The 21131-nt window shown below is 65.9% G+C and carries 21 protein-coding genes; 17 read left to right on the top strand and 4 right to left on the bottom strand.

From position 1 onward, the window contains the following. Window positions 1-4 precede the first annotated feature (4 nt). From A5791_RS05375 to A5791_RS05360, 3 genes are all read left to right on the top strand, one after another. Complete coding sequence (locus A5791_RS05375; protein WP_067232309.1) at window positions 5-1408, top strand: PPE family protein; 1404 nt, start codon at window positions 5-7, stop codon at window positions 1406-1408. Next, the gene (locus tag A5791_RS05370; protein ID WP_067232307.1) at window positions 1399-1716 is read left to right on the top strand and encodes a DUF732 domain-containing protein; all 318 of its coding nucleotides are present in this window, start codon (window positions 1399-1401) and stop codon (window positions 1714-1716) included. The genes A5791_RS05375 and A5791_RS05370 overlap by 10 nt, the downstream gene beginning before the upstream one ends. Window positions 1717-2074: 358 nt before the next feature. Beyond that, window positions 2075-2782, top strand: coding sequence for an MgtC/SapB family protein (locus A5791_RS05360; protein ID WP_067232300.1), 708 nt, complete (start codon window positions 2075-2077; stop codon window positions 2780-2782). Between the two features lie 5 nt (window positions 2783-2787). Here the strand turns inward: A5791_RS05360 and A5791_RS05355 are convergent, their stop codons facing one another. Beyond that, entirely contained in the window at window positions 2788-3984 is a 1197-nt protein-coding gene (locus A5791_RS05355) for an NAD(P)/FAD-dependent oxidoreductase (protein ID WP_067232296.1), read from the bottom strand. After that, a complete protein-coding gene (locus A5791_RS25815) occupies window positions 3981-4901 on the bottom strand; it encodes an alpha/beta hydrolase fold domain-containing protein (RefSeq protein ID WP_082966756.1) in 921 nt (306 codons plus the stop codon). The genes A5791_RS05355 and A5791_RS25815 overlap by 4 nt, the downstream gene beginning before the upstream one ends. 77 nt (window positions 4902-4978) lie before the next feature. Here A5791_RS25815 and A5791_RS05340 point away from each other — a divergent pair, with 77 nt between their 5' ends. After that, window positions 4979-5941 carry a sterol desaturase family protein gene (locus A5791_RS05340; RefSeq protein ID WP_067232293.1) on the top strand — a complete coding sequence of 321 codons (963 nt, stop codon included), beginning with the start codon at window positions 4979-4981 and terminating at the stop codon, window positions 5939-5941. A 110-nt stretch (window positions 5942-6051) separates the two neighbouring features. Continuing rightward, window positions 6052-6711 (top strand): hypothetical protein, encoded by a 660-nt coding sequence (locus A5791_RS05335; protein WP_067232290.1) that lies wholly within the window; start codon window positions 6052-6054, stop codon window positions 6709-6711. A gap of 12 nt (window positions 6712-6723) precedes the next feature. On the opposite strand, the gene A5791_RS05330 is transcribed toward A5791_RS05335, so the two are convergent. Continuing rightward, window positions 6724-7185, bottom strand: a complete 462-nt coding sequence (locus A5791_RS05330) for a nitroreductase/quinone reductase family protein (RefSeq protein WP_067232286.1) — start codon at window positions 7183-7185, stop codon at window positions 6724-6726. A 118-nt stretch (window positions 7186-7303) separates the two neighbouring features. On the opposite strand from A5791_RS05330, the gene A5791_RS05325 reads away from it, so the two are divergent. The 3 genes from A5791_RS05325 (at window position 7304) to A5791_RS05315 (ending at window position 10156) form a co-directional block, all read left to right on the top strand. Further along, entirely contained in the window at window positions 7304-7987 is a 684-nt protein-coding gene (locus A5791_RS05325) for a TetR/AcrR family transcriptional regulator (protein ID WP_067232283.1), read from the top strand. 134 nt (window positions 7988-8121) lie between these two features. Then, window positions 8122-8622 (top strand): VOC family protein, encoded by a 501-nt coding sequence (locus tag A5791_RS05320; protein ID WP_067232369.1) that lies wholly within the window; start codon window positions 8122-8124, stop codon window positions 8620-8622. A 52-nt stretch (window positions 8623-8674) separates the two neighbouring features. After that, complete coding sequence (locus A5791_RS05315) at window positions 8675-10156, top strand: FAD-binding protein (RefSeq protein WP_067232280.1); 1482 nt, start codon at window positions 8675-8677, stop codon at window positions 10154-10156. 85 nt (window positions 10157-10241) lie between these two features. Here A5791_RS05315 and A5791_RS05310 read toward each other — a convergent pair whose 3' ends face one another. Continuing rightward, window positions 10242-12149 (bottom strand): ABC transporter ATP-binding protein/permease, encoded by a 1908-nt coding sequence (locus tag A5791_RS05310; protein WP_067232277.1) that lies wholly within the window; start codon window positions 12147-12149, stop codon window positions 10242-10244. A gap of 82 nt (window positions 12150-12231) precedes the next feature. Here A5791_RS05310 and A5791_RS05305 point away from each other — a divergent pair, with 82 nt between their 5' ends. The 9 genes from A5791_RS05305 (at window position 12232) to A5791_RS05265 (ending at window position 21116) form a co-directional block, all read left to right on the top strand. After that, window positions 12232-13875: an acetolactate synthase gene (locus A5791_RS05305; protein ID WP_067232273.1), complete on the top strand. Its 1644-nt coding sequence runs from the start codon at window positions 12232-12234 to the stop codon at window positions 13873-13875. A 109-nt stretch (window positions 13876-13984) separates the two neighbouring features. After that, window positions 13985-16321, top strand: coding sequence for an accessory Sec system translocase SecA2 (gene secA2 / locus A5791_RS05300; RefSeq protein WP_067232269.1), 2337 nt, complete (start codon window positions 13985-13987; stop codon window positions 16319-16321). Window positions 16322-16391: 70 nt separating this feature from the next. Continuing rightward, on the top strand, window positions 16392-17018 hold the full coding sequence (locus A5791_RS05295) for a CDP-alcohol phosphatidyltransferase family protein (protein WP_067232266.1): 627 nt from the start codon (window positions 16392-16394) through the stop codon (window positions 17016-17018). Then, entirely contained in the window at window positions 17011-17934 is a 924-nt protein-coding gene (locus tag A5791_RS05290; protein WP_067232262.1) for a DUF881 domain-containing protein, read from the top strand. The genes A5791_RS05295 and A5791_RS05290 overlap by 8 nt, the downstream gene beginning before the upstream one ends. Before the next feature lie 55 nt (window positions 17935-17989). Beyond that, complete coding sequence (locus A5791_RS05285) at window positions 17990-18322, top strand: small basic family protein (protein ID WP_067232259.1); 333 nt, start codon at window positions 17990-17992, stop codon at window positions 18320-18322. Continuing rightward, window positions 18285-19256: a DUF881 domain-containing protein gene (locus A5791_RS05280; RefSeq protein ID WP_156661010.1), complete on the top strand. Its 972-nt coding sequence runs from the start codon at window positions 18285-18287 to the stop codon at window positions 19254-19256. Before A5791_RS05285 ends, A5791_RS05280 begins: the two co-directional genes overlap by 38 nt. Window positions 19257-19284: 28 nt before the next feature. Continuing rightward, on the top strand, window positions 19285-19683 hold the full coding sequence (gcvH, locus tag A5791_RS05275; protein ID WP_067232255.1) for a glycine cleavage system protein GcvH: 399 nt from the start codon (window positions 19285-19287) through the stop codon (window positions 19681-19683). 222 nt (window positions 19684-19905) lie between these two features. Beyond that, window positions 19906-20379, top strand: a complete 474-nt coding sequence (gene garA, locus A5791_RS05270) for a glycogen accumulation regulator GarA (RefSeq protein WP_369828020.1) — start codon at window positions 19906-19908, stop codon at window positions 20377-20379. After that, the gene (locus A5791_RS05265; RefSeq protein WP_067232248.1) at window positions 20379-21116 is read left to right on the top strand and encodes a MerR family transcriptional regulator; all 738 of its coding nucleotides are present in this window, start codon (window positions 20379-20381) and stop codon (window positions 21114-21116) included. Before garA ends, A5791_RS05265 begins: the two co-directional genes overlap by 1 nt. Window positions 21117-21131: the final 15 nt, after the last annotated feature.

The following is a 21131-nucleotide window of genomic DNA, read 5'->3' as shown; positions in this document are numbered from 1 at the left end:
ACCAATGACTTTCGCCTTCCAGCCGCCGGAGATCACTTCCGGTCAGATGTATACCGGTCCGGGCGCGGGGCCGATGCTGGCGGCTGCCGCCGCCTGGGATGCATTGGCGAGTGAATTGCAGTCCACCGCAGCGTCTTACGGCTCGATCGTGGAAAGCCTGGCCAACGACGCGTGGAGCGGCCCGTCGGCGGTCGCCATGGCGACCGCGGCAGCGCCGTATGTGGCATGGATCTCGGCGACCTCGGCGCAGGCCAGGGGGGCGGCCGGCCAAGCCAGGGCGGCCGCGGGCGCCTATGAGACCGCTTTCGCGGCGGTGGTGCCGCCGCCGGAGATCGCGGCGAACCGAGCCCAGCTATCAATGTTGTTGGCAACTAACATCTTTGGGCAGAACACCGCCGCCATTGCCGCAACTGAGGCCGAGTACGGGGAAATGTGGGCCCAGGACGCCGCGGCGATGTTCGGCTACGCCGCCTCGTCGGCGGCTGCCTCCCAACTCACGCCTTTCACCGAGCCGCCGCCGACTACCAATGCGGCTGGGCTCGCCAGTCAGGCGGCCGCGGTAGGTGAGGCCGGCGGTGCGGCAAGCGGCACCAGTGCAGTGACGAACGCACTGCCAGCGGCGGCAGCGCTGTCTGCCAACCCCATCGCGGACTTACTGCGGCCTTTCGGCGATGCTGCCCGCGCCTACATGGCGTTCTGGGACGGGCTGCTGAATAACCTGACGGGGTCACCCTTGGCCGGGCCGCTGTGGCAGAACACTTTCGGAATTTTCGCCGACATCGGTCGGTTCAGCACGGTGGCCAATGACACCATGAGCGTCCCCAACCTGGCGATGACCGAGTTCAAATACTTTTACAGCCCGTCTGCCGGGGGTCTCGATATTCCGAAATCGTCATTGGGGGCCGGGCTTGGGATGCGGTCGGCCGGCCTGACCAGTGCGGTGTCAGCCGGTGTGGGCGACGCCAACGTGGTCGGCAAGCTGTCGGTGCCGCCGAGCTGGGCGTCGGCGACCCCGGCGATCAGGATGGCCAGCAGTGTATTGCCGGCCACCAGCTTGGCGGCGGCTCCCGCTGCAGGAATTCCGGGAAGCCTGGTCGGCCAGATGGCATTGGGCGCCATGACCGGTGGCGCCCTGGGCAGTGTGACCCCGCAAGTCCTCAGCGGAAGCGGTGCTCGCGCCCGTGCCAACGGCGGCAAGGGGACCGTCGAGCCCGTCAAACTCGACGACGTCATCGCGAGGTTGCAGAAGGAACCTGACGCGGTGCAGCACTGGAATGTCGACAAGGCCGGACTGGACGCCTTGCTGGATCGATTGTCCAAAAAGCCGGGCATCCACACGGTGCACGTCTCCAGCGGAGACAAGCCCAAAGTCACACTGCCCGAAGCGCATTCGAGTGGATGGACATGAAACTGCTACTTGCCGGCGTTTTCGTCACCATCAGCCTCGCGGCACCCGCATACGGCGAGCCGGAAGGTGACGATGCGGCGTTCCTGGCAGCGCTGGAGAATGCCGGATTCACCTACAGCAGCCCGGGCCAGGTGATCACCTCCGCCAAAGCCGTATGCGGGATGATGAGCAAAGGCGAAACAGGCCTGCAGGTTGTGCACGACATCAAGAACGAAAATCCGGGAATGACGATGGACGGGGCAGCCCGGTTCGCCGCCCTCGCATCGAATGCGTACTGCCCCGAACACCTGACACCCAAGTCGCGCTAGTGGCGATCGCAAGCGCGGCGTAGCCGGGCGCGGCGGGTCGCCACCATCGATCCAGTGGCGATCGCAAGCGCGGCGTAGCCGGGCGCGGCGGGTCGCCACCATCGATCCAGTGGCGATCGCAAGCGCGGCGTAGCCGGGCGCGGCGGGTCGCCACCATCGATCCAGTGGCGATCGCAAGCGCGGCGTAGCCGGGCGCGGCGGGTCGCCACCATCGATCCAGTGGCGATCGCAAGCGCGGCGTAGCCGGGCGCGGCGGGTCGCCGGCGCGGCACCGCCGGTTCGCCTCGACTCCACTTAGTGTTAACTCGCATCTGCTTAGCTGCCGTCGCCGTCTTGGATCGGAAGGAAGTGCAGCGTCATGCACACGCTGACCATCGCCGATTTCGCGCTCCGGCTGGCCGTCGGGGTGGGCTGCGGCGCCCTCATCGGCCTAGAGCGGCAATGGCGAGCGCGGATGGCTGGACTGCGCACCAACGCACTGGTGGCCACGGGCGCCACCTTGTTCGTGCTGTACTCCGTCGTCACCGACGACACCAGCGCCACCCGGGTCGCGTCCTACGTGGTTTCCGGGATCGGGTTCCTCGGCGGCGGGGTGATCCTGCGCGAGGGATTCAACGTGCGCGGACTCAATACCGCCGCCACGCTGTGGTGCTCGGCAGCAGTCGGGGTGCTGGCCGCCTCGGGGCATCTGCTGTTCGCGTTGATCGCCACCGGCGCCGTGGTGGCCATCCATTTGTTCGGGCGCCCGCTGGGCCGCCTGATCGACCACGACAACAGCGTCGAAGAAGACGAAGGCCTGCAGCCCTACCAGGTCCAGGTGATCTGTCGCCCCAAATCCGCGAAGTACGCGCGCGCCCATATCGTGCAGCACACCGCCAGCAACGACATCATTCTGCGCGGCATCCACACCGGGCGGGCCGACGACGACAACCTCACCTTGACCGCACACCTGCTGATGGACGGCCATACGCCCGCCCGACTCGAACGTCTGGTTGCCGAACTGTCCCTTCAGCCCGGCGTCTATGCGGTGCACTGGTACGCCGGCGAGCAGGCGCAGGCCGAGTAAACGCCTTACGGTCGGGCCTGCAGATCGGGTGCTGCCGCGGCCAGCAGGTCGGCGCGGTTTCCGGTCAGCGGTGGATAGATCCGCTTTGTGTTGATGGTCTGTTTGGTCGTCTTGGCCTGAGCTCCTTGGGCAACCACTGCCCGATCCCAGCCCTCGGTGTACACCGCGCCGGCCGGTCCAAGATCGAGAACCGTTACGTACCAAGGGATCCGAAGTGTCAGCAGCGGCTCGCCGAATAAGTCGCTGATCACGTTGTAGCCCGCGTAGCGGCCCATCGGGCGCCCGTGCTGGCACGACATCACCGAGACGTGCTGGTCGTCCATGCGGGCGACGGCCACGTCACCTGCGGCGAACACCGAGGGAATACCGATCACCCGCAAATGATCGTCGACCTGCACGCGTCCCAGCCGGTCGCGGGCCACCGGCAGCTGTTCGGTCAGCGGACTGGCCCGCATGCCGGCACACCACACCACGGTGGCCGTCGGGATCTGCTCACCAGTTGACAGCGACACACTGTCTTGGCCGACGGCGGTGACGCGCACACCGGCCCTGGTCTCGATACCGTTGTCCGACAACGCCCGTTCGATCACCGGCCGTGCCGACGCGCCCATATCCGAGCCGACGACATTGTGGTCGACCAGCACCACCCTGGGCGAGACGCCATTGCGAGCGAACGTCGTCCGCAGCCGGCCCGGCAATTCGCAGGCCACTTCGATTCCGGTCAGACCGGCTCCGACCACGACCACCGTCGCAGACCCGGCAGTGGGCGGCCCGTCGGCCAGCCTGCGCAGGTGACGATCCAACGCGACGGCGCCGTCGTAGGTGTCGACGTCAAAACCGAAGTCACGCAGACCCGGAATGCCGGGCTTGAGCACGTGGCTGCCCGCGGCGAGAACCAGCCGGTCGTAGCGGTAGGTAGTGCCGTCCGACGTCGCAACCGTGCGCGCTTCCGTGTCGATCGCGGTCACCTCGGTGGCGACGTGCCCAATTCCGGCGGGGTCGAGCACATCGGTGAGCGGAATGCGACAGGCGCTCAGATCGGCTTCGTAGTTGCGGACCCGAATGTCGTGGAATGGCTTGGCGCTCAGCACAGTAATGTCGACCGTGCCCGTCGGGACGGCCAGCTCGTCAACACGCCGGGCAGCCCCTAGCGCCGCCCACAGGCCGGCGAACCCGGAGCCAATCACTATCACGTCGGTCAATGGCTCAACACCTGACGGACCTGCTCCAGCGCGACCGCCGCCTCGCGACCCGGCAGCATCATCCACGCGTGCAGGCCTCCGTCGAGTTCGTGCCAGCCGATATCGAGACCTTCGTTTGCCGCTCGCTTGCGAAAGGCCCGGGCGTCGGGGTTGAGCACGTCATGGGTTCCGGTGAATATCGTCAAGCGCGGCAGCTCGACCAGCGGTCCCACGCTGGGGCTGACCAGGGGAGTGTCCAACGGGTCGCCACCGGCGTAGCGGATGCCCGCGGCGCGCATGTCATCCAGGTTGAGAAACGGGTCGATCTTGGCGACGGCCGGCACGTCGGGGTCCGGCAGTCCGACATGCATCCAGGGGGACAGCAACACGGCATCGCTGGGCGGGGGGAGACCCGCGTCGCGCACGGCATGGCACAACGCGAAAGCCATACCGCCGCCCGCCGAATCACCCATGAAGGCAATCGAACTCGGCTCAGCGCCGTCCAGCATGCGGCGATACACCTGCAGCAGGAACGGAAATACCTCGCGGTAGGTGTGCTCAGGAGCAATGGGATAGATCGGCACAGTCATCTTGCGCCGCAACATGTTCGACAACTTGGCGATAGCGGGCCAATGGAAATGCGGCATCAGGTCGAGCACGTAAGCCCCGCCGTGCAGATAGAGCACGTGACCCGCAGGGGCTGCACCATCGGCCAGGCGCGGGGTGACCTGATACAGCAAACGGTTGTTGATGGCTTCCCGAGTGACATCGACCTTCTTCAGGACGCGCTTGGACGGTTGGCCGGCATAGGGCAACCGCGGGTGGGCCGCCCAATAGTCCAGCTTTGCGGCCGGAAAGAGCCGATTGCGCACTCCCGTGGCGCGAAGCAGTCGCTGGGTGAAGCCTCTGTTGAGCATCCCGTGGTTCGTCGATCTCATCACGAACAGTCTGTACCCACACGCCGGGATCCGTAGGCGCTCAGCTGCTAAGAGCGGCGCGCCGTAATCTAGGTGCTGTGGACGCGCTGGCCGGATTCTGGTTCGGGCTACCCGAGCAAATGCGGGACCCGGTGCTCTTCGCCATCCCCTTCTTTCTGTTGCTGCTGATTCTGGAGTGGACGGCGGCCCGCAAGCTCGCACGCATCGCTGCGGAACGGCCCGAGGAGATAGCGGACCCAGCGCTCGCACGCCCGGCGACCGGCGCCTACCTGGCCCGCGATTCCATGGCAAGCATCTCCATGGGCTTGGTTTCGGTGGCCACTTCCGCCGCCTGGAAGGCGCTGGCTCTGCTCGGCTACGCGGCGATCTATGCGTACGTCGCGCCCTGGCACCTCTCGCCAACCCAGTGGTACACGTGGGTCATCGCGGTCGTCGGCGTCGACTTGCTCTACTACGGCTACCACCGCATCGCGCACCGGGTTCGGCTGATCTGGGCCACGCATCAGGCCCACCACTCCAGCGAATACTTCAACCTGGCCACCGCGTTGCGGCAGAAGTGGAACAACAGTGGCGAGGTCGTGATGTGGATCCCGTTGCCGCTGCTCGGGCTTCCCCCGTGGATGGTGTACTTCAGCTGGTCGCTGAACTTGATCTACCAGTTCTGGGTGCACACCGAGCGAATCGGCAAGTTGCCACGGCCCTTCGAATTCCTGTTCAACACGCCGTCGCATCACCGGGTGCACCACGGGATGGACAAGCTGTACCTGGACAAGAATTACGGCGGCATCCTGATCATCTGGGACCGATTGTTCGGAACCTTCCAGCCTGAGGTGTTCCGCCCGCATTACGGTCTGACCAAGCAGGTCGACACCTTCAACATCTGGAAGTTGCAGACGCGCGAGTACATGGCTATCGCCCGCGACTGGCGGTCGGCCACCCGGCTTCGCGATCGCCTGGGCTATGTCTTCGGCCCGCCCGGCTGGGAGCCACGCGCGGCGCGACAGGCCGACGACGCGGGGGCGTTGGCCAAATCCGGGTAACGCTCGCAGTGGCCGGCGCGAAAAGCTAGGGAGAGGGGGGTCCCAACCTCAAGGTCACAACCTCGATCTGCGGCCGGCGTCATTCGCCGGCCCCGACGGAGCGGAGTGCGATGGTGCGTCGCTGGGCAATGCGCGGGTCGGCCGCGAGCGCGGTGTCGGTAGTGCTGGCCGGGCTGCTACCCGGGACGGCCAGCGCGGACCCGCCGGCAGTGTTCCCCGGCATGGAGATCCATCAGGACAGCAAACTGTGCACGCTGGGTTACGTCGACCCGGGCCGCAGAATCGCCTACACCGCCGGCCATTGCCGGGGCGGGGGCGTGGTCACTGATTGGGCCAACAATGTCATCGGGCATATGGCAGCCTTCCGAGACAACACACCTACCGGCACGACGGTCGCCACCGACCAGATGATCACCGACTACGAGGCGATTGTGCTAGCCGACAACGTCGCGGTGAGCAACGTCCTGCCCGGCGGTCGCCCGCTGGAAGGCAGGGGAGCCCCGGTCGCGCCCGGCCAGGCGATCTGCCATTTCGGGGTCACCACCGGTGAAACCTGCGGAACCGTCGAAAGCGTAAACAACGGCTGGTTCACCATGTCCCACGGCGTCGTCAGCCAGAAGGGCGATTCGGGTGGGCCGGTGTACGTGTCCAACGGGGGCAGCGCCCAGATCGTCGGAATCTTCAACAGCGTGTGGGGAGATTTGCCGGCCGCCGTGTCCTGGCGCAACATCTCCGAGCAGGCCAACGCGGACCTCGCCGGCGCGGGATAGCCGCCATCGAGGTCAGCGGGTGGCCGGGTGCAGGGCGAATACCGGTATGGATGGTGCTGCAGCGCGCAACTCGTCGTCGCCGGATTCTGGGGTCAACCCCAGCACGTAATCCTTGACCTGCCAGTACCACCTGGCCAGATAGCGCCTGAGCAGTTCGGGTTTCGCGTCGTCGGGCACCTCGCTGATGCCGGCGCGTGCGCTTGTCGAGAATAGTGGCCAGCGTGGTCCCACTTCGACGACACCTGCGGCCCGGACGTTGCGCGCCCATTGCGTGTTGCCCCGTGGTGAGACGACATAGTCCACACCGTCGACGGACAGCAAGTTGACCACCACGCCGCGTTGTTTGCCGGTCTTGCGGCCGCGGACGCGCAGCGCCTGGGTTCCGGCGATGCTTATCCCCAGTTCGGCGAGCCAGCGGACTACTGTGTTGGCGGCTCGGACGGTGCGGTTGGGTTGGTCGTATCGAGTGGGCATGGGGCAGTCCTCTCCAGAGTGATCGGCAATCGAGAGCACTGCTCTCTTCTGTGGTCACCGTGCCACAGGCCAGCGGGAAAAGCAAGAGCGGTGATCTCGATTATGCGAGACTGGCCAGGTGGGCAAACGTCAGGAATCGCGGGAGCAGATCGAGGGCAGAATCGTCGAACTCGGCCGTCGGCACCTGATCGACCATGGCGCTGCCGGGTTGTCGCTGCGCGCCATAGCCCGCGACTTGGGAATGGTGTCCTCGGCCGTGTACCGGTATGTATCCAGCCGAGACGAGTTGCTGACTTTGTTGCTCGTTGACGCCTATTCGGATTTGGCCGACGCCGTCGACCAAGCCCGCGAGGGCGTACCCGACCTGTGGAGCGAGGACGTTATCGCTATCGCGCGGGCGGCTCGCCGATGGGCCCTCGCGCATCCTGCGCGCTGGGCCCTGCTCTACGGCAGCCCCGTGCCCGGCTATCACGCGCCAGCCGAACGCACGGTCGGCGTCGGTACCCGCGTCGTCGGGGCGTTCTTCGACGCAATTGCCGCGGGGATAGCGACCGGGGACGTCCGGCTGACCAATGACGTTGTCTCGCAACCGATGTCGTCAGACTTCGAGCGTCTGCGACAAGAATTCGGCTTTCCGGGCGACGATCATGTCATTGCCAAATGCTTTCTGCTCTGGGCGGCAGTGGTGGGCGCGATCAGCCTGGAGGTCTTCGGCCAGTACGGCGCCGACACCCTCACCGACCCCGAGTCGGTATTCGACACGCAAGTACAGCTGCTGGTGGACGTGCTGGCCCAGCATTGACGTGCCTTGTAGCCGGAATTAGAACGTGTTCACCCGGCCTTCAGCGGTGCGTTCGGTGCTGACCTCGGCAAAGGTAGTTCAGGCCGCGTTGGCGTGCTATGGGCTTTCTCAGCGCTGGGTTATCCTGCGAGACGATGAGCCTTCCTGTTCAATCGCCGACGCAGATTGCGTGGGTCACCACCGACCTTGACGCCACTGAAATGGCCCTCACCGGCCTGTTAGGCGTAAGGAAGTGGGTGCGCATCCCGGACGTCCATTTCGGTCCGGACAGCTGCACCTACCACGGCGAGCCCGCGGACTTCGTCGCCAGCATCTCGCTGAGCTATCTCGGCGACATGCAGTTGGAGCTGATCTCACCGGTCCGCGGCGAGAACATCTATAGTGACTTTTTGCGCGATCACGGGCCGGGTCTGCACCACATCTGCGTGGAAGCCGAAAGCCCCGAGCAATTCGACGCGACACTGGTGGCAGCGGCGGCCAATGGCGCGCCGGTTGTCCAGCAGGGTGTGATGCCCGGTGGAATCCGCTTCGGCTACGTGTCAGCGCCCCAGGCCGGAGTGCCGTTCATCGAGATCGCCCATATCTCAACGGAGATGAGAGCGTTCTACGACTACATAAAACAGGAGCAGCGATGAGCAGTGCCGGCGACGATGCCGAGCGCAGCAGCGATGGAGAGGAGTGGCGCCGATGAGCACCGAGATTCCGGCGACGGTCAAAGCGGACACGGTGACGTCCTGGTCGGACGACGTCGATGTGCTGGTGATCGGCTTCGGCATCGGCGGCGGCTGCGCGGCGGTCAGCGCGGCCGCCGCCGGCGCGAGGGTGCTGGTCCTCGAGCGCGCCGCGGCGGCCGGCGGCACCACTTCCCTTGCCGGAGGGCACTTCTACCTGGGCGGTGGGACAGCGGTCCAGCAGGCGACGGGACACCCGGACTCACCTGAGGAGATGTACAAGTACCTGGTCGCCGTGTCGCGTAAGCCCGACCATGCCAAGATTCGGGCGTACTGCGAGGGCAGCGTCGAGCATTTCAACTGGCTGGAAGACCTGGGTTTCCAGTTCGAGCGCAGTTACTTTCCGGGCAAAGTGGTGGTGCCGCCGGGCACCGAGGGCCTGAGCTATACCGGTAACGAAAAGGTGTGGCCCTTCTGCGAGCAGGCCATACCCGCGCCGCGTGGGCACTCGGTGCCGGTGCCCGGTGAGTTGGGTGGCGCGGCCATGGTTATCGACCTGCTGGTGAAACGCGCCGATGCGTTGGGAGTACAGATCCGCTACGAGACCGGGGCGACCAATCTGATCCTCGACGAGGGGGGTGCCGTGGTCGGCGCGGCATGGAAGCACTTCACCGAAACCGGCGCGGTGAAGGCCAAAGCGGTGGTCATCGCGGCCGGCGGTTTCGCGATGAACCCGGACATGGTCGCCGAGCACACCCCGGCGCTGGGTCAGCCGCGGCGCACCAAACACCACGGCCTCGTGGCGCCTTACATCCTTGGTAACCCGAACGACGACGGCATTGGCATCCGGATGGGTGTCTCGGCGGGTGGTGCCACCGAACACATGGACGAGTTGTTCATCACCGCGGCCGCCTACCCACCGGAAATCCTGCTGACCGGGGTGATCGTCAACAACGAGGGCAAACGCTTCGTCGCCGAGGACTCCTACCATTCGCGTACCTCGGCGTTCGTGCTGGAACAGCCGGACCAAACCGCATACCTGATCGTCGACGAAGCGCACACCGAGATGCCCGGCATGCCACTGATCCGGTTCCTCGACGGCTACGAGACGATCGCTGAAATGGAAGCCGCGCTGGGCATTCCGGCCGGCAACCTGGCGGCAACGCTGGAACGCTACAACGAGTTCGCCGCCAAGGGCGAGGATCCGGATTTCCACAAGCAGCCGGAATTCCTTGCGCCACAAGACAATGGCCCGTGGGCCGTGTTCGATCTCTCGCTTGGTCGGGCAATGTATTCCGGATTCACCGTCGGCGGCCTCGCAGTCACCCTCGACGGCCAGGTGCGGCGCGCCGACGGCAGCGTGATCCCCGGGCTGTACGCGGTGGGCGCATGCGCGTCCAACCTCGCACAGGACGGCAAGGGGTATGCGAGCGGCACCCAACTGGGTGAGGGTTCCTTCTTCGGCCGCCGCGCGGGAGCTCACGCCGCCACCCGCTGATCGAGACTGCGGCCAGGGCGGCAAAACCTTGGGGAACCCGGCCGTAGGCGCAGGGTCGGCGCCATGACCGCAGGCTCGAATACGGCTACACCTGCGCCGGCTCCCGCTCGACTGGACCCAGCCGCCATGGGCCGTCGCCGAGCAACTCCAGCTGACGTTCGTGCAGCAATTCGACGGCACGCCGATGGCTGACGCTGACCACAACGCAGTCCGGCAATTCGGTGCGAAGCATCTGGTAGAGCGCGAATTCCAGTCCTTCATCAAGCGCCGACGTGCTTTCGTCGAGGAAGACCGCTTTCGGTTTGGTGAGCAGTATTCGGGCGAAGGCAATGCGTTGCTGTTCGCCTGGGGAGAGCACCTTGGCCCAATCGCGCTCTTCGTCCAGCCGGCCGCAGAGCGGCGCAAGTGCGACCTTTGTCAGCGTTTCCCGCAATGTGTGGTCGGGAATGTCGTCGGGTGAATTCGGATAACACACGACGGTGCGCAGCGTCCCCAGCGGCACATAGGGCAATTGCGACAAGAACATCGTCGCGTTCTCGCCGGCGGGGCAAGACAGTGTCCCCGAGGCATACGGCCACAATTCGGCCAGGCTGCGCAACAGGGTGGTCTTCCCGGACCCTGACTGACCGATGATCACCAGCGACGAGCCAGCGTCCAGCTCGACGTCGAGCGGGTCGATCAGCCGGTCTCCGGCCGGCGTGCGCACCTCGACACCCGCGAGCTCGACGGCCACGTCTCGGCTCGGCTTGACCAGGATCGCCGGTAGGGCGCGTCCGGATTCGTTCGCCTCCACCAGCCCGTTCAGTCGTATGATCGCCGCGCGATAGGCCGCGAATTTGTCGTATTGATTACGGAAGAACGACAGCGAATCGTGGATATGGCCGAACACGGACGCGGTCTGCACGACATCGCCGAATTTGATCTGATGCGCGAACAGTCGTGGCGCCTGGACTATCCACGGCAGCGGGACGATCACTTGCGACATCGACCAGTTCCACCCTTCGAACGCGATGGTCCGCCGAACGTACCTGCGGTAGTTGTCGATGATCGGCGTGAATCGCCGCCACAACTGCGCTCGCTCGACCCGCTCACCTCGGTAGAAACCGACCGCTTCGGCCGCGTCGCGTAGCCGCACCAGCGCGTAACGGAACGCGGCGTTGAGCCGTTCGTTGCTGAAGCTGAGCCAAATCAAGGGACGCCCGAGCCAGAACGCGATCACGGTCGCCACCAACACAAAGACCAGCACAATCCAGAACATCGCGCGCGGCACCCCAAGCAGAGGCCCGGAAAGCCTCCACAAAATTGCGGCGAACGAGATCACCGACGCGACTGCGTGGACAGCGCCGAACAGCAAGATGTCCTGGGCGCTGTTACGCGGGATGTTCGGGGTGCCGCCGGCGCCGGCGGTGAAGACGTCGATGTCCTGCTGGATGCGTTGATCGGGATTGTCGATGGGCTCGTCGATGAACAGATCCCGGTAGTAGGCCTTTCCTTCCAGCCAATCGTCGGTGAGGCGCCGGGTCAGCCACATGCGCCAGGCGATGATGAATCGCTGAGTCAGATAGATGTCGAGAAGGATCTTGGCGATGTATATGGCGGCCAGCGCGCTGAAATGCAACAGCGAGCTGTAAAAGCCATCCCTGCCAGATCGAAATACCTTTGCGTCGCCCATTGCGTCGCCTTCAAACGCTGTCTGCAACGAGGAGTACATGTCGTTGTAGAAGAAGCTGAGCAACACGTCGAGATACACCGACAGCAGGACCAACAGCAACAACACACCGAGCATCGCCCAGACTCGCAGGGCACGCCGTCCGGTGAAGTAGTCACCGCTGATACGCCAGAACTGCCGGCCCCACACCGTCGAATACCTCAGGACGGCCAATACGGCCACGACACAGACGGCGCTGATCAGCCAGGCGATGGCGAGCCAGGTGAGGGATTCCGGAATTGCCGCGGACCAGTCAATGGACGGCTTGAAGAGCCTGTGGTCCATCTATGACGTCTCCTTGCTGCCAGGCATCTGCCGGGCTTACTTCCCCGCGAAGGTACCCGAGCGCGACGGATAGGCTGCGGACATGAGCACCGACGCTCCGCCCAGTCAAACCGTCCACGCCGGCCGGCTCATCGCCCGCCGACTGCGCGCCAACGGTATCGACACGATGTTCACCCTGTCGGGCGGTCATCTGTTCTCCATCTACGACGGTTGCCGCGACGAAGGCATTCGCCTGATCGACACCCGCCACGAGCAGACGGCGACGTTCGCCGCCGAGGGCTGGTCGAAGGTCACCAGGGTGCCCGGGGTGGCGGCGCTCACCGCGGGACCGGGCGTCACCAACGGGATGAGTGCGATGGCCGCCGCACAGCAGAACCAGTCGCCGCTGGTGGTGCTGGGCGGCCGCGCACCCGCTCTGCGCTGGGGGATGGGCTCGTTGCAGGAGATCGACCACGTGCCGTTTGTGGCGCCGCTGACCCGGTTCGCCGCCACCGCCGAGTCGGCCGAGGCGGCGGGCCGGCTCGTCGACGAAGCGCTGCACGCGGCGGTCACCGCCCCCTCCGGCGTGGGATTCGTCGACTTCCCGATGGATCACGTCTTCTCGATGGCCGACGACGATGGCAGCCCCGGCGCACTCTCCGATTTGGCCGCGGCGGCGCCACCCGATCCGCAAGCCGTGGACCGCGCTGCGAGCCTGCTTTCGGCGGCCCAGCGCCCGGTGATCATGGCCGGGACGAACGTCTGGTGGGGGCGCGCGGAGGCAGCCCTGCTGCGCCTCGCCGAGGAACGCCAGATTCCGGTGCTGATGAACGGGATGGCCCGGGGTGTCGTTCCCGCCGATCACCCGCTGGCCTTCTCGCGGGCGCGCGGAAAGGCACTGGGCGGGGCGGACGTCGCGCTGGTCGTCGGCGTGCCGATGGACTTCCGGCTGGGGTTCGGGGGCGTGTTCGGGGCAGAAACCCAGATCGTCGTGGCAGACCGTGTCGAGCCTGGGCGCGAACATCCGCGGCCAATCGCGGCAGGCCTGTACGGGGATCTGACGACGATCCTGTCGGCGCTTTCCGGGGAGCACGGCGCTGACCATCAGGACTGGATCGCCGAGCTGCGTGCCACGGAGACCGCGGCGCGCGATCGCGAGAAGACCGAGCTCGCCGACGACCGGATCCCGCTGCACCCGATGCGGGTGTATGCCGAGTTGGCCCCGATGCTGGACCGCGACGCCGTTGTCGTCATCGACGCCGGCGACTTCGGGTCCTACGCCGGCCGGGTGATCGACAGCTATCAGCCCGGATGCTGGCTGGACAGCGGACCTTTCGGCTGCCTGGGGTCCGGCCCGGGCTACGCGCTGGCGGCCAAATTGGCCCGTCCGGACCGGCAGGTCGTGCTCCTGCAGGGCGACGGCGCGTTCGGGTTCAGCGGCATGGAATGGGACACCCTGGTCCGGCACAACGTGCCGGTCGTATCGGTGATCGGCAACAACGGCATCTGGGCCCTGGAGAAGCACCCGATGGAGGCGTTGTACGGCTATTCGGTGGTGGCCGAGCTGCGGCCCGGCACCCGGTACGACGAGGTGGTGCGCGCACTGGGCGGCCATGGGGAGCTGGTGTCAGCGCCCGCCGAGCTTCGGCCGGCACTGGAACGGGCGTTTGCCAGTGGCCTGCCCGCCGTCGTCAACGTGCTCACCGACCCCGCGGTCGCCTATCCACGCCGGTCCAACTTGGCCTAGCAGCCCCAACATGAGGCCGAGCGTGCACAAATGTACGCCCGTCCCCGGCGTGTCCCGGACAAACGCGCACGCTCGCGGTGGGAGTCGGCCGCTCGCGTACCGTTGACCTGTGCCGAAGACCACCCAAAGCCAACCTGGCAGAGTCAGCAGCCGATTCTGGCGGCTGCTCGGCGCCAGCACGGAGAAGAACAGAAACCGCTCCCTCGCCGAGGTGAACGCCTCCGCCGAATACGACGAGGAAGCCGCCGACCTCAAAGACGAGCAACTACGCAAAGCGGCGGGGCTGCTGAATCTCGACGATCTCGCGGAATCCCACGACATCCCGCAGTTTCTCGCCATCGCCCGGGAAGCGGCCGAGCGGGCGACCGGCCTGCGACCATTTGACGTGCAGTTGCTCGGTGCCCTGCGGATGCTCGCCGGCGACGTGATCGAGATGGCCACCGGTGAGGGCAAGACCCTGGCCGGCGCGATCGCGGCCGCGGGCTACGCCCTCGCCGGACGACACGTGCACGTCGTGACCATCAACGACTATCTGGCCCGCCGCGACGCGGAGTGGATGGGCCCGCTGCTGGAGGCCATGGGACTGACCGTCGGGTGGATCACCGGGGAGTCGACGAGCGAGGAGCGGCGGACCGCCTACGGTTGCGAGATCACCTACGCCTCGGTGAACGAAATCGGCTTCGATGTGCTTCGCGATCAGCTGGTGACCGACGTCGAAGACCTGGTATCGCCCAATCCGGACGTGGCGCTTATCGACGAAGCCGACTCGGTGCTGGTTGACGAGGCGCTGGTGCCGCTCGTGCTGGCCGGCACCACCCACCGGGAGACCCCACGCGTGGAGATCATCAAGCTGGTGGGCAACCTGTCCGCGGAGACGGATTACGACACCGACTCCGACAATCGCAACGTTCATCTGACCGAGAGCGGCGCCCGCAAGGTCGAGAAGGCTCTGGGCGGGATCGACCTGTATTCCGAGGAACACGTCGGGACCACCCTGACCGAGGTCAACGTCGCTCTCCACGCGCACGTGCTGCTGCAACGCGACGTGCACTACATCGTCCGCGACGACGCCGTGCACCTGATCAACGCGTCCCGCGGCCGCATCGCGCAGCTGCAGCGCTGGCCGGACGGCCTGCAGGCTGCCGTCGAGGCCAAGGAGGGCATCGAGACCACCGAGACCGGCGAGGTGCTCGACACCATCACGGTGCAGGCGTTGATCAACCGCTACGCCACCGTCTGCGGCATGACGGGCACCGCACTGGCTGCCGGCGAACAGCTGCGCCAGTTCTACAAGCTCGGCGTCTCGCCGATACCGCCGAACACCCCCAACATCCGCGAGGACGAGTCCGACCGGGTCTACATCACCGCAGCGGCAAAGAACGACGCGATCATCGACCACATCGCCGAGGTGCACGAGACGGGGCAGCCCGTGCTGGTCGGCACTCGCGACGTCGCCGAATCCGAAGAGCTGCACGAACGGTTGCTGCGCCGCGGCGTTCCCGCGGTGGTGCTCAACGCCAAGAACGACGCCGAGGAGGCGCAGGTCATCGCCGAGGCCGGGAAATTCGGCGCGGTCACGGTGTCCACCCAGATGGCCGGGCGCGGCACCGACATCCGGCTCGGCGGCTCCGACGAGTCCGACCACGACCGGGTCGCCGAACTCGGCGGTCTGCACGTGGTCGGGACCGGCCGGCATCACACCCAGCGGCTGGACAATCAGTTGCGCGGCCGGGCGGGACGTCAGGGCGATCCGGGGTCCTCGGTGTTCTTCTCGAGTTGGGAAGACGACGTGGTCGCGGCCAACCTCGACTACAACAAGCTGCCCATGGAGACTGATGAGGACGGCCGCATCGTCAGCCCGAAGGCGGCCGGGATGCTCGACCATGCCCAGCGGGTCGCGGAGGGCCGGATGCTGGACGTCCACGCCAACACCTGGCGCTACAACCAGCTGATCGCCCAGCAGCGCGCCATCATCGTGGAACGGCGAAACACGTTGCTGCGCACGGTGACTGCGCGCGAGGAACTGGCCGAGCTGGCTCCGAAGCGGTACGAGGAGCTGGCCGAGGCGATGCCCGAGGACGAGGCCGAGGAACGTCTGGAAAAGATCTGCCGACTGATCATGCTGTATCACTTGGACCGCGGCTGGGCCGATCATCTGGCATATCTCGCCGACATCCGGGAAAGCATCCATTTGCGTGCACTGGGCCGCCAGAATCCGCTGGACGAGTTTCACCGGTTGGCGGTCGACGCGTTCGCCTCGCTGGCCGCCGACGCGATCGAGGCGGCGCAGCAGACCTTCGAGACCGCGAATGTGCTCGAAGAGGAGCCGGGGCTGGATCTGTCCAAGCTGGCGCGACCGACCTCGACGTGGACGTACATGGTCAACGACAATCCGCTGGCGGATGACACGCTGTCCACGCTGAGCCTGCCCGGGGTGTTCCGCTAGCGGCTCACCCCGGTCCGTCGATGCGGACCGCGTCGCCACCGCAGAGGGGGCCGGGCTAGGGTCACGGCATATGGAGCCCGCACACGAAGCCGATCGGGTGCTGACGGTACCCAACGTGCTGAGCGCCATCCGTCTGCTGCTCATCCCGGTGTTCATCTACGTGCTGCTGGTGGCGCACGCCAACGCCTGGGCGGTGGCGATCCTGATGTTCAGCGGGATCTCCGACTGGGCCGACGGCAAGATCGCGCGGATGCTCAACCAGTCCTCACGCTTGGGCGTTCTGCTGGACCCCGCGGTCGATCGCCTCTACATGGTTGCCGTCCCGATCACCATGGCGGCCGGCGAAATTGTGCCGTGGTGGTTCGTCATCACGCTGCTCGCCCGCGATGGGCTGTTGGCTGCCACACTGCCGTCGCTGCGGAGTCGGGGGCTCTCCGCATTGCCGGTCACCTATGTCGGCAAAGCAGCGACCTTCGCGTTGATGTCGGGCTTTCCGCTAATACTGCTGGGCCAGTGGCACGCATTGTGGAGCCGAGTGGTGGGCGTCTGCGGTTGGGGCTTTCTGATCTGGGGCTTGTACATGTACCTCTGGGCGTTCGTCCTGTACATCCTGCAGATGACGCTGGTGGTTCGCCACATGCCCAAGCTCAGCCGGGCCGATCGCCCGGCAACCCCGCAAGCGGGTAAGCATGTCTGAACCCGACCGGCGCCTCGGCGGCTATGACCCCAACGCAGGTCGTAGCGCCCATGCGGCCGCACGGCCCACCCTGATCCCGGTGCCGTCGCTGCTGCGGGCCCTACTTTCGGAACACCTCGACCCCGGTTACGCCGCCGCAGCCGCCAAACGGAACCGCCCAGATCGCCCATCGAGCCGGCGAGCACGTGTTTTCGGCTGGATCTGGCAGGCGCTGGCGGCAATGCTGGTAGTCACGGTTTTTGCCGCCGCGGTAGCGCAGGCCCGCTCGGTTGCACCCGGCGTGCGTACCGCGCAGCAGCTGCTGGCGACCAGTGTGCGGTCAACGCAAACGGCGGCCGCCAAATTGGCCCAGCGCCGCAACCTGCTCGCGGCTCAAGTTGATGACGTGCAGCGTCTAGCACTCGCTGACAACGCAATGGGACAGCGGCTGCTGACCCGCCTCGACGCGCTCAGCCTGGCCGCGGCCAGCACAGCGGTCACCGGTCCTGGCCTGACGGTGACGGTCACCGATCCCGGCGTGGGACCGAACCTTTCCGACGTGTCCAAGCAGCGCGTGAACGGCAGCCGGCAAATCATCCTGGACCGGGATCTGCAACTGGTCGTCAACTCGTTATGGGCGAGCGGCGCAGAGGCCATTTCGGTCGGCGGCGCCAGGATCGGCCCGAACGTGACGATCCGGCAGGCTGGCGGAGCCATCCTGGTCGACAACAATCCCACCAGCAGCCCGTATACGATCCTGGCCGTCGGGCCGCCGCACGGGATGCGAGACGCTTTCGAAAACAGCCCCGGTCTGCACCGCCTCAGGCTGCTGGAGACGTCTTACAGCGTCGGCGTCAGCGTGAACATCTCCGATCGACTTTCGCTGCCCGCCGGAGCAATCCGGGAAGTCAAGTTCGCCAAACAGATTGGGCCCTAGTGAGAGAAGTCCTGGTGATCCAGATGCCCTTGCCGACGACTGGAATCCGCTCAGCATGATCGGTATCGCTGCGGTTGCGATCGGCATCGTGCTGGGCCTGTTCTTTCACCCCAGCGTGCCGGAGGTCGTCCAACCCTATCTGCCCATCGCCGTGGTGGCCGCGCTCGACGCGGTGTTCGGCGGGCTGCGCGCCTACCTCGAGCGGATCTTCGACCCGAAGGTCTTCGTGGTGTCGTTCGTGTTCAACGTCCTGGTGGCAGCCCTGATCGTCTACGTCGGGGATCAACTCGGCGTTGGCACCCAGTTGTCCACGGCGATCATCGTCGTGCTGGGTATCCGGATCTTCGGCAATGCCGCCGCATTGCGGCGCCGGCTGTTCGGCGCATGACAGAGATGAGGTCAGGGTGAGCGAGCGACCCCCGGGGTCCCGAGACCTTCCGGAAGACCAGTCCCAGGACCACGCAGAAAGCGGTGCCAAAGCTGAAAAGTCGACGCCGCACGTTGCGCCCGACGCTGATTCCGAGGCCTCGGACGCGGGCCAGCACGGCCGTCACGAATTGCCCGGAAACAGTCCCCGGCCAGAAATCGGGCCGCTGCGCCGCACGGGACTGTCCGGACTGCTGCGGGGTGGCCGTTCGCGGTTGGCGTTCGGCGCGCTGGCCATCCTCTTGTGTGTCGTACTGGGTGTTGCCATTGCCACCCAGGTGCACCAAACCAAGTCCGGCGATTCCCTTGACACCGCCCGGCCCGCCGATTTGCTGGTGCTGTTGGACTCGCTGCGGCAACGTGAGGCCGCCCTGGAGACCGAGGTGACCGAACTTCAGAACACCCTGAACAAATTGCGGGCGTCCGGCAACACCGATCAGGCTGCCATCGAAAGCGCGCAGGCCAGGCTGGCCGCGTTGGCCATCCTCGTCGGGTCCGTGGGCGCCACCGGGCCCGGCGTCACCGTCAAGATCGAAGACCCCGGTCCCGGAATGGCGCCAGACACGATGCTCGACGTCATCAACGAGTTGCGCGCCGCCGGCGCAGAGGCCATCGAGATCAACGATGCGCGCCAGTCCGTTCGGGTCGGTGTCGATACCTGGGTGGTAGGCAGTCCCGGCTCGCTGACCATCGACGGAAAAGCCTTTTCGCCGCCGTATTCGGTTCTGGCGATTGGCGATCCGCCGACCTTGGCCGCGGCGATGAACATTCCCGGTGGCGCCGAGGACAGCGCCAAACGTGTCGGCGCGCGGATGAGTGTGCAACAGTCCGACCGCGTCGACGTGACCACCTTGCGGCAACCAAAAGCACGCCAATACGCTCAGCCCGTCAAGTGAGCACCACCGAACAGAACAGGACTTGCCCGTGAGCGATATCCCGTCCGATCTGCACTACACCGCCGAGCATGAATGGGTTCGCCGCAGCGGGGACGACATCGTGCGAGTCGGCATCACCGACTTCGCGCAATCGGCATTGGGCGATGTCGTTTTCGTGCAGTTGCCGGATGTGGGCGCCGAAGTGACCGCGGGCGAATCCTTCGGTGAAGTGGAGTCCACGAAATCGGTTTCGGATCTGTATGCGCCGCTGTCCGGCACGGTGGCAGCGGTCAACTCCGAGCTGGAAAGCAGTCCGCAACTGGCGAACTCAGATCCATACGGTGCCGGGTGGCTGCTGGATCTGCGGGTGCCGGATAACGCCGCGTTGGAGTCGGGCCTCGCGACGCTGCTTGACGCCGAGGCCTACCGCGGCACACTGACCGAATGACGATTGCTAATGTGCCAGCCAGCGTCGCACGACGATCTTGCGGTGGGAACCACATCGCGGACCACTGCGCGGTACGGTCGACACATATGTATTGAAGGCATTGAGAGCATTTGACAGCATTCGACGGCATGTGAAGGCATTTGAAGGCATTTGAACTGAAAAGCCGGCCAAGCGGCCCGGTCGAACGCCACAGCAGCCAGTAAGGAGCAGCGGGTGACGGAAATGGACTCAGGAAGTCCGCAGGACCAGACTTCCGATGATGTCACCGTAGAGACGACTTCCGTCTTTCGGGCCGACTTCCTCAACGAACTCGATGCGCCCGCACAGGCGGGCACGGAGAGCACGGTGTCCGGGGTCGAAGGCCTCCCGGCGGGTTCGGCGTTGCTGGTCGTCAAGCGCGGACCCAACGCTGGATCGCGTTTCCTGCTCGACCAGCCCATCACATCCGCGGGCCGGCACCCGGACAGCGACATATTCCTCGACGACGTCACCGTGAGCCGTCGTCACGCCGAATTCAGGTTGGAGAACACCGAATTCCAGGTCGTCGACGTCGGCAGCCTCAACGGCACCTATGTCAACCGCGAGCCGGTGGATTCGGCGGTGCTGGCCAACGGCGACGAAGTGCAGATCGGCAAGTTCCGCTTGGTGTTCCTGACCGGACCCAAGCAGGGTGACGAGGGGGGAACCGGAGGCTAGTGGGCGCACTCGATAGCCCGGCGGTAGCCGGGATGTCGATCGGGGCAGTCCTCGACCTGCTGCGGCCGGATTTCCCCGATGTCACCATCTCCAAGATCCGCTTCCTGGAGGCTGAGGGGCTGGTGACGCCACAGCGCGCCGCCTCGGGGTATCGCCGGTTCACCGCGTACGACTGTGCGCGTCTCCGCTTCATCCTCACCGCCCAGCGGGATCATTACCTGCCCCTGAAGGTGATCCGGGCACAGCTCGACGCCCAGCCGGACGGTGAGCTGCCGTCGGTCGGATCGCCTTACGGCGTACCGCGATTGGTGCAAGTGGCCGACAACGGTGATTCGGGATCCGACACCGCAGAGGTGGCGCCCCCCCGCATCCGGCTCAGCCGGGAGGACCTGCTGGAACGTTCGGGGGTGGACGACGACCTGTTGACGGCGCTGCTCAAGGCCGGGGTGATCACGACGGGGCCGGGCGGGTTCTTCGACGAACACGCGGTCGTGATTCTGCAATGTGCGCGCGCGCTGTCCGAATACGGCGTCGAGCCGCGGCATCTGCGTGCCTTCCGGTCAGCCGCGGACCGGCAGTCCGATCTGATCGCTCAGATCGCCGGGCCGCTAGTCAAGGCCGGCAAGGCCGGCGCCCGCGACCGTGCCGACGATTTGGCGCGCGAGGTCGCTGCGCTTGCCATCACCCTGCACACGTCGTTGATCAAGTCGGCGGTTCGCGACCTTCTTCACCGCTGAGGACTAGACTTCGTT

It is taken from the genome of Mycobacterium sp. 852002-51163_SCH5372311, from assembly GCF_001667115.1.
Classification (GTDB): domain Bacteria; phylum Actinomycetota; class Actinomycetes; order Mycobacteriales; family Mycobacteriaceae; genus Mycobacterium.
Note: the sequence above shows the minus strand (reverse complement) of the source record. Positions and strands in the feature narration are given on the sequence as shown.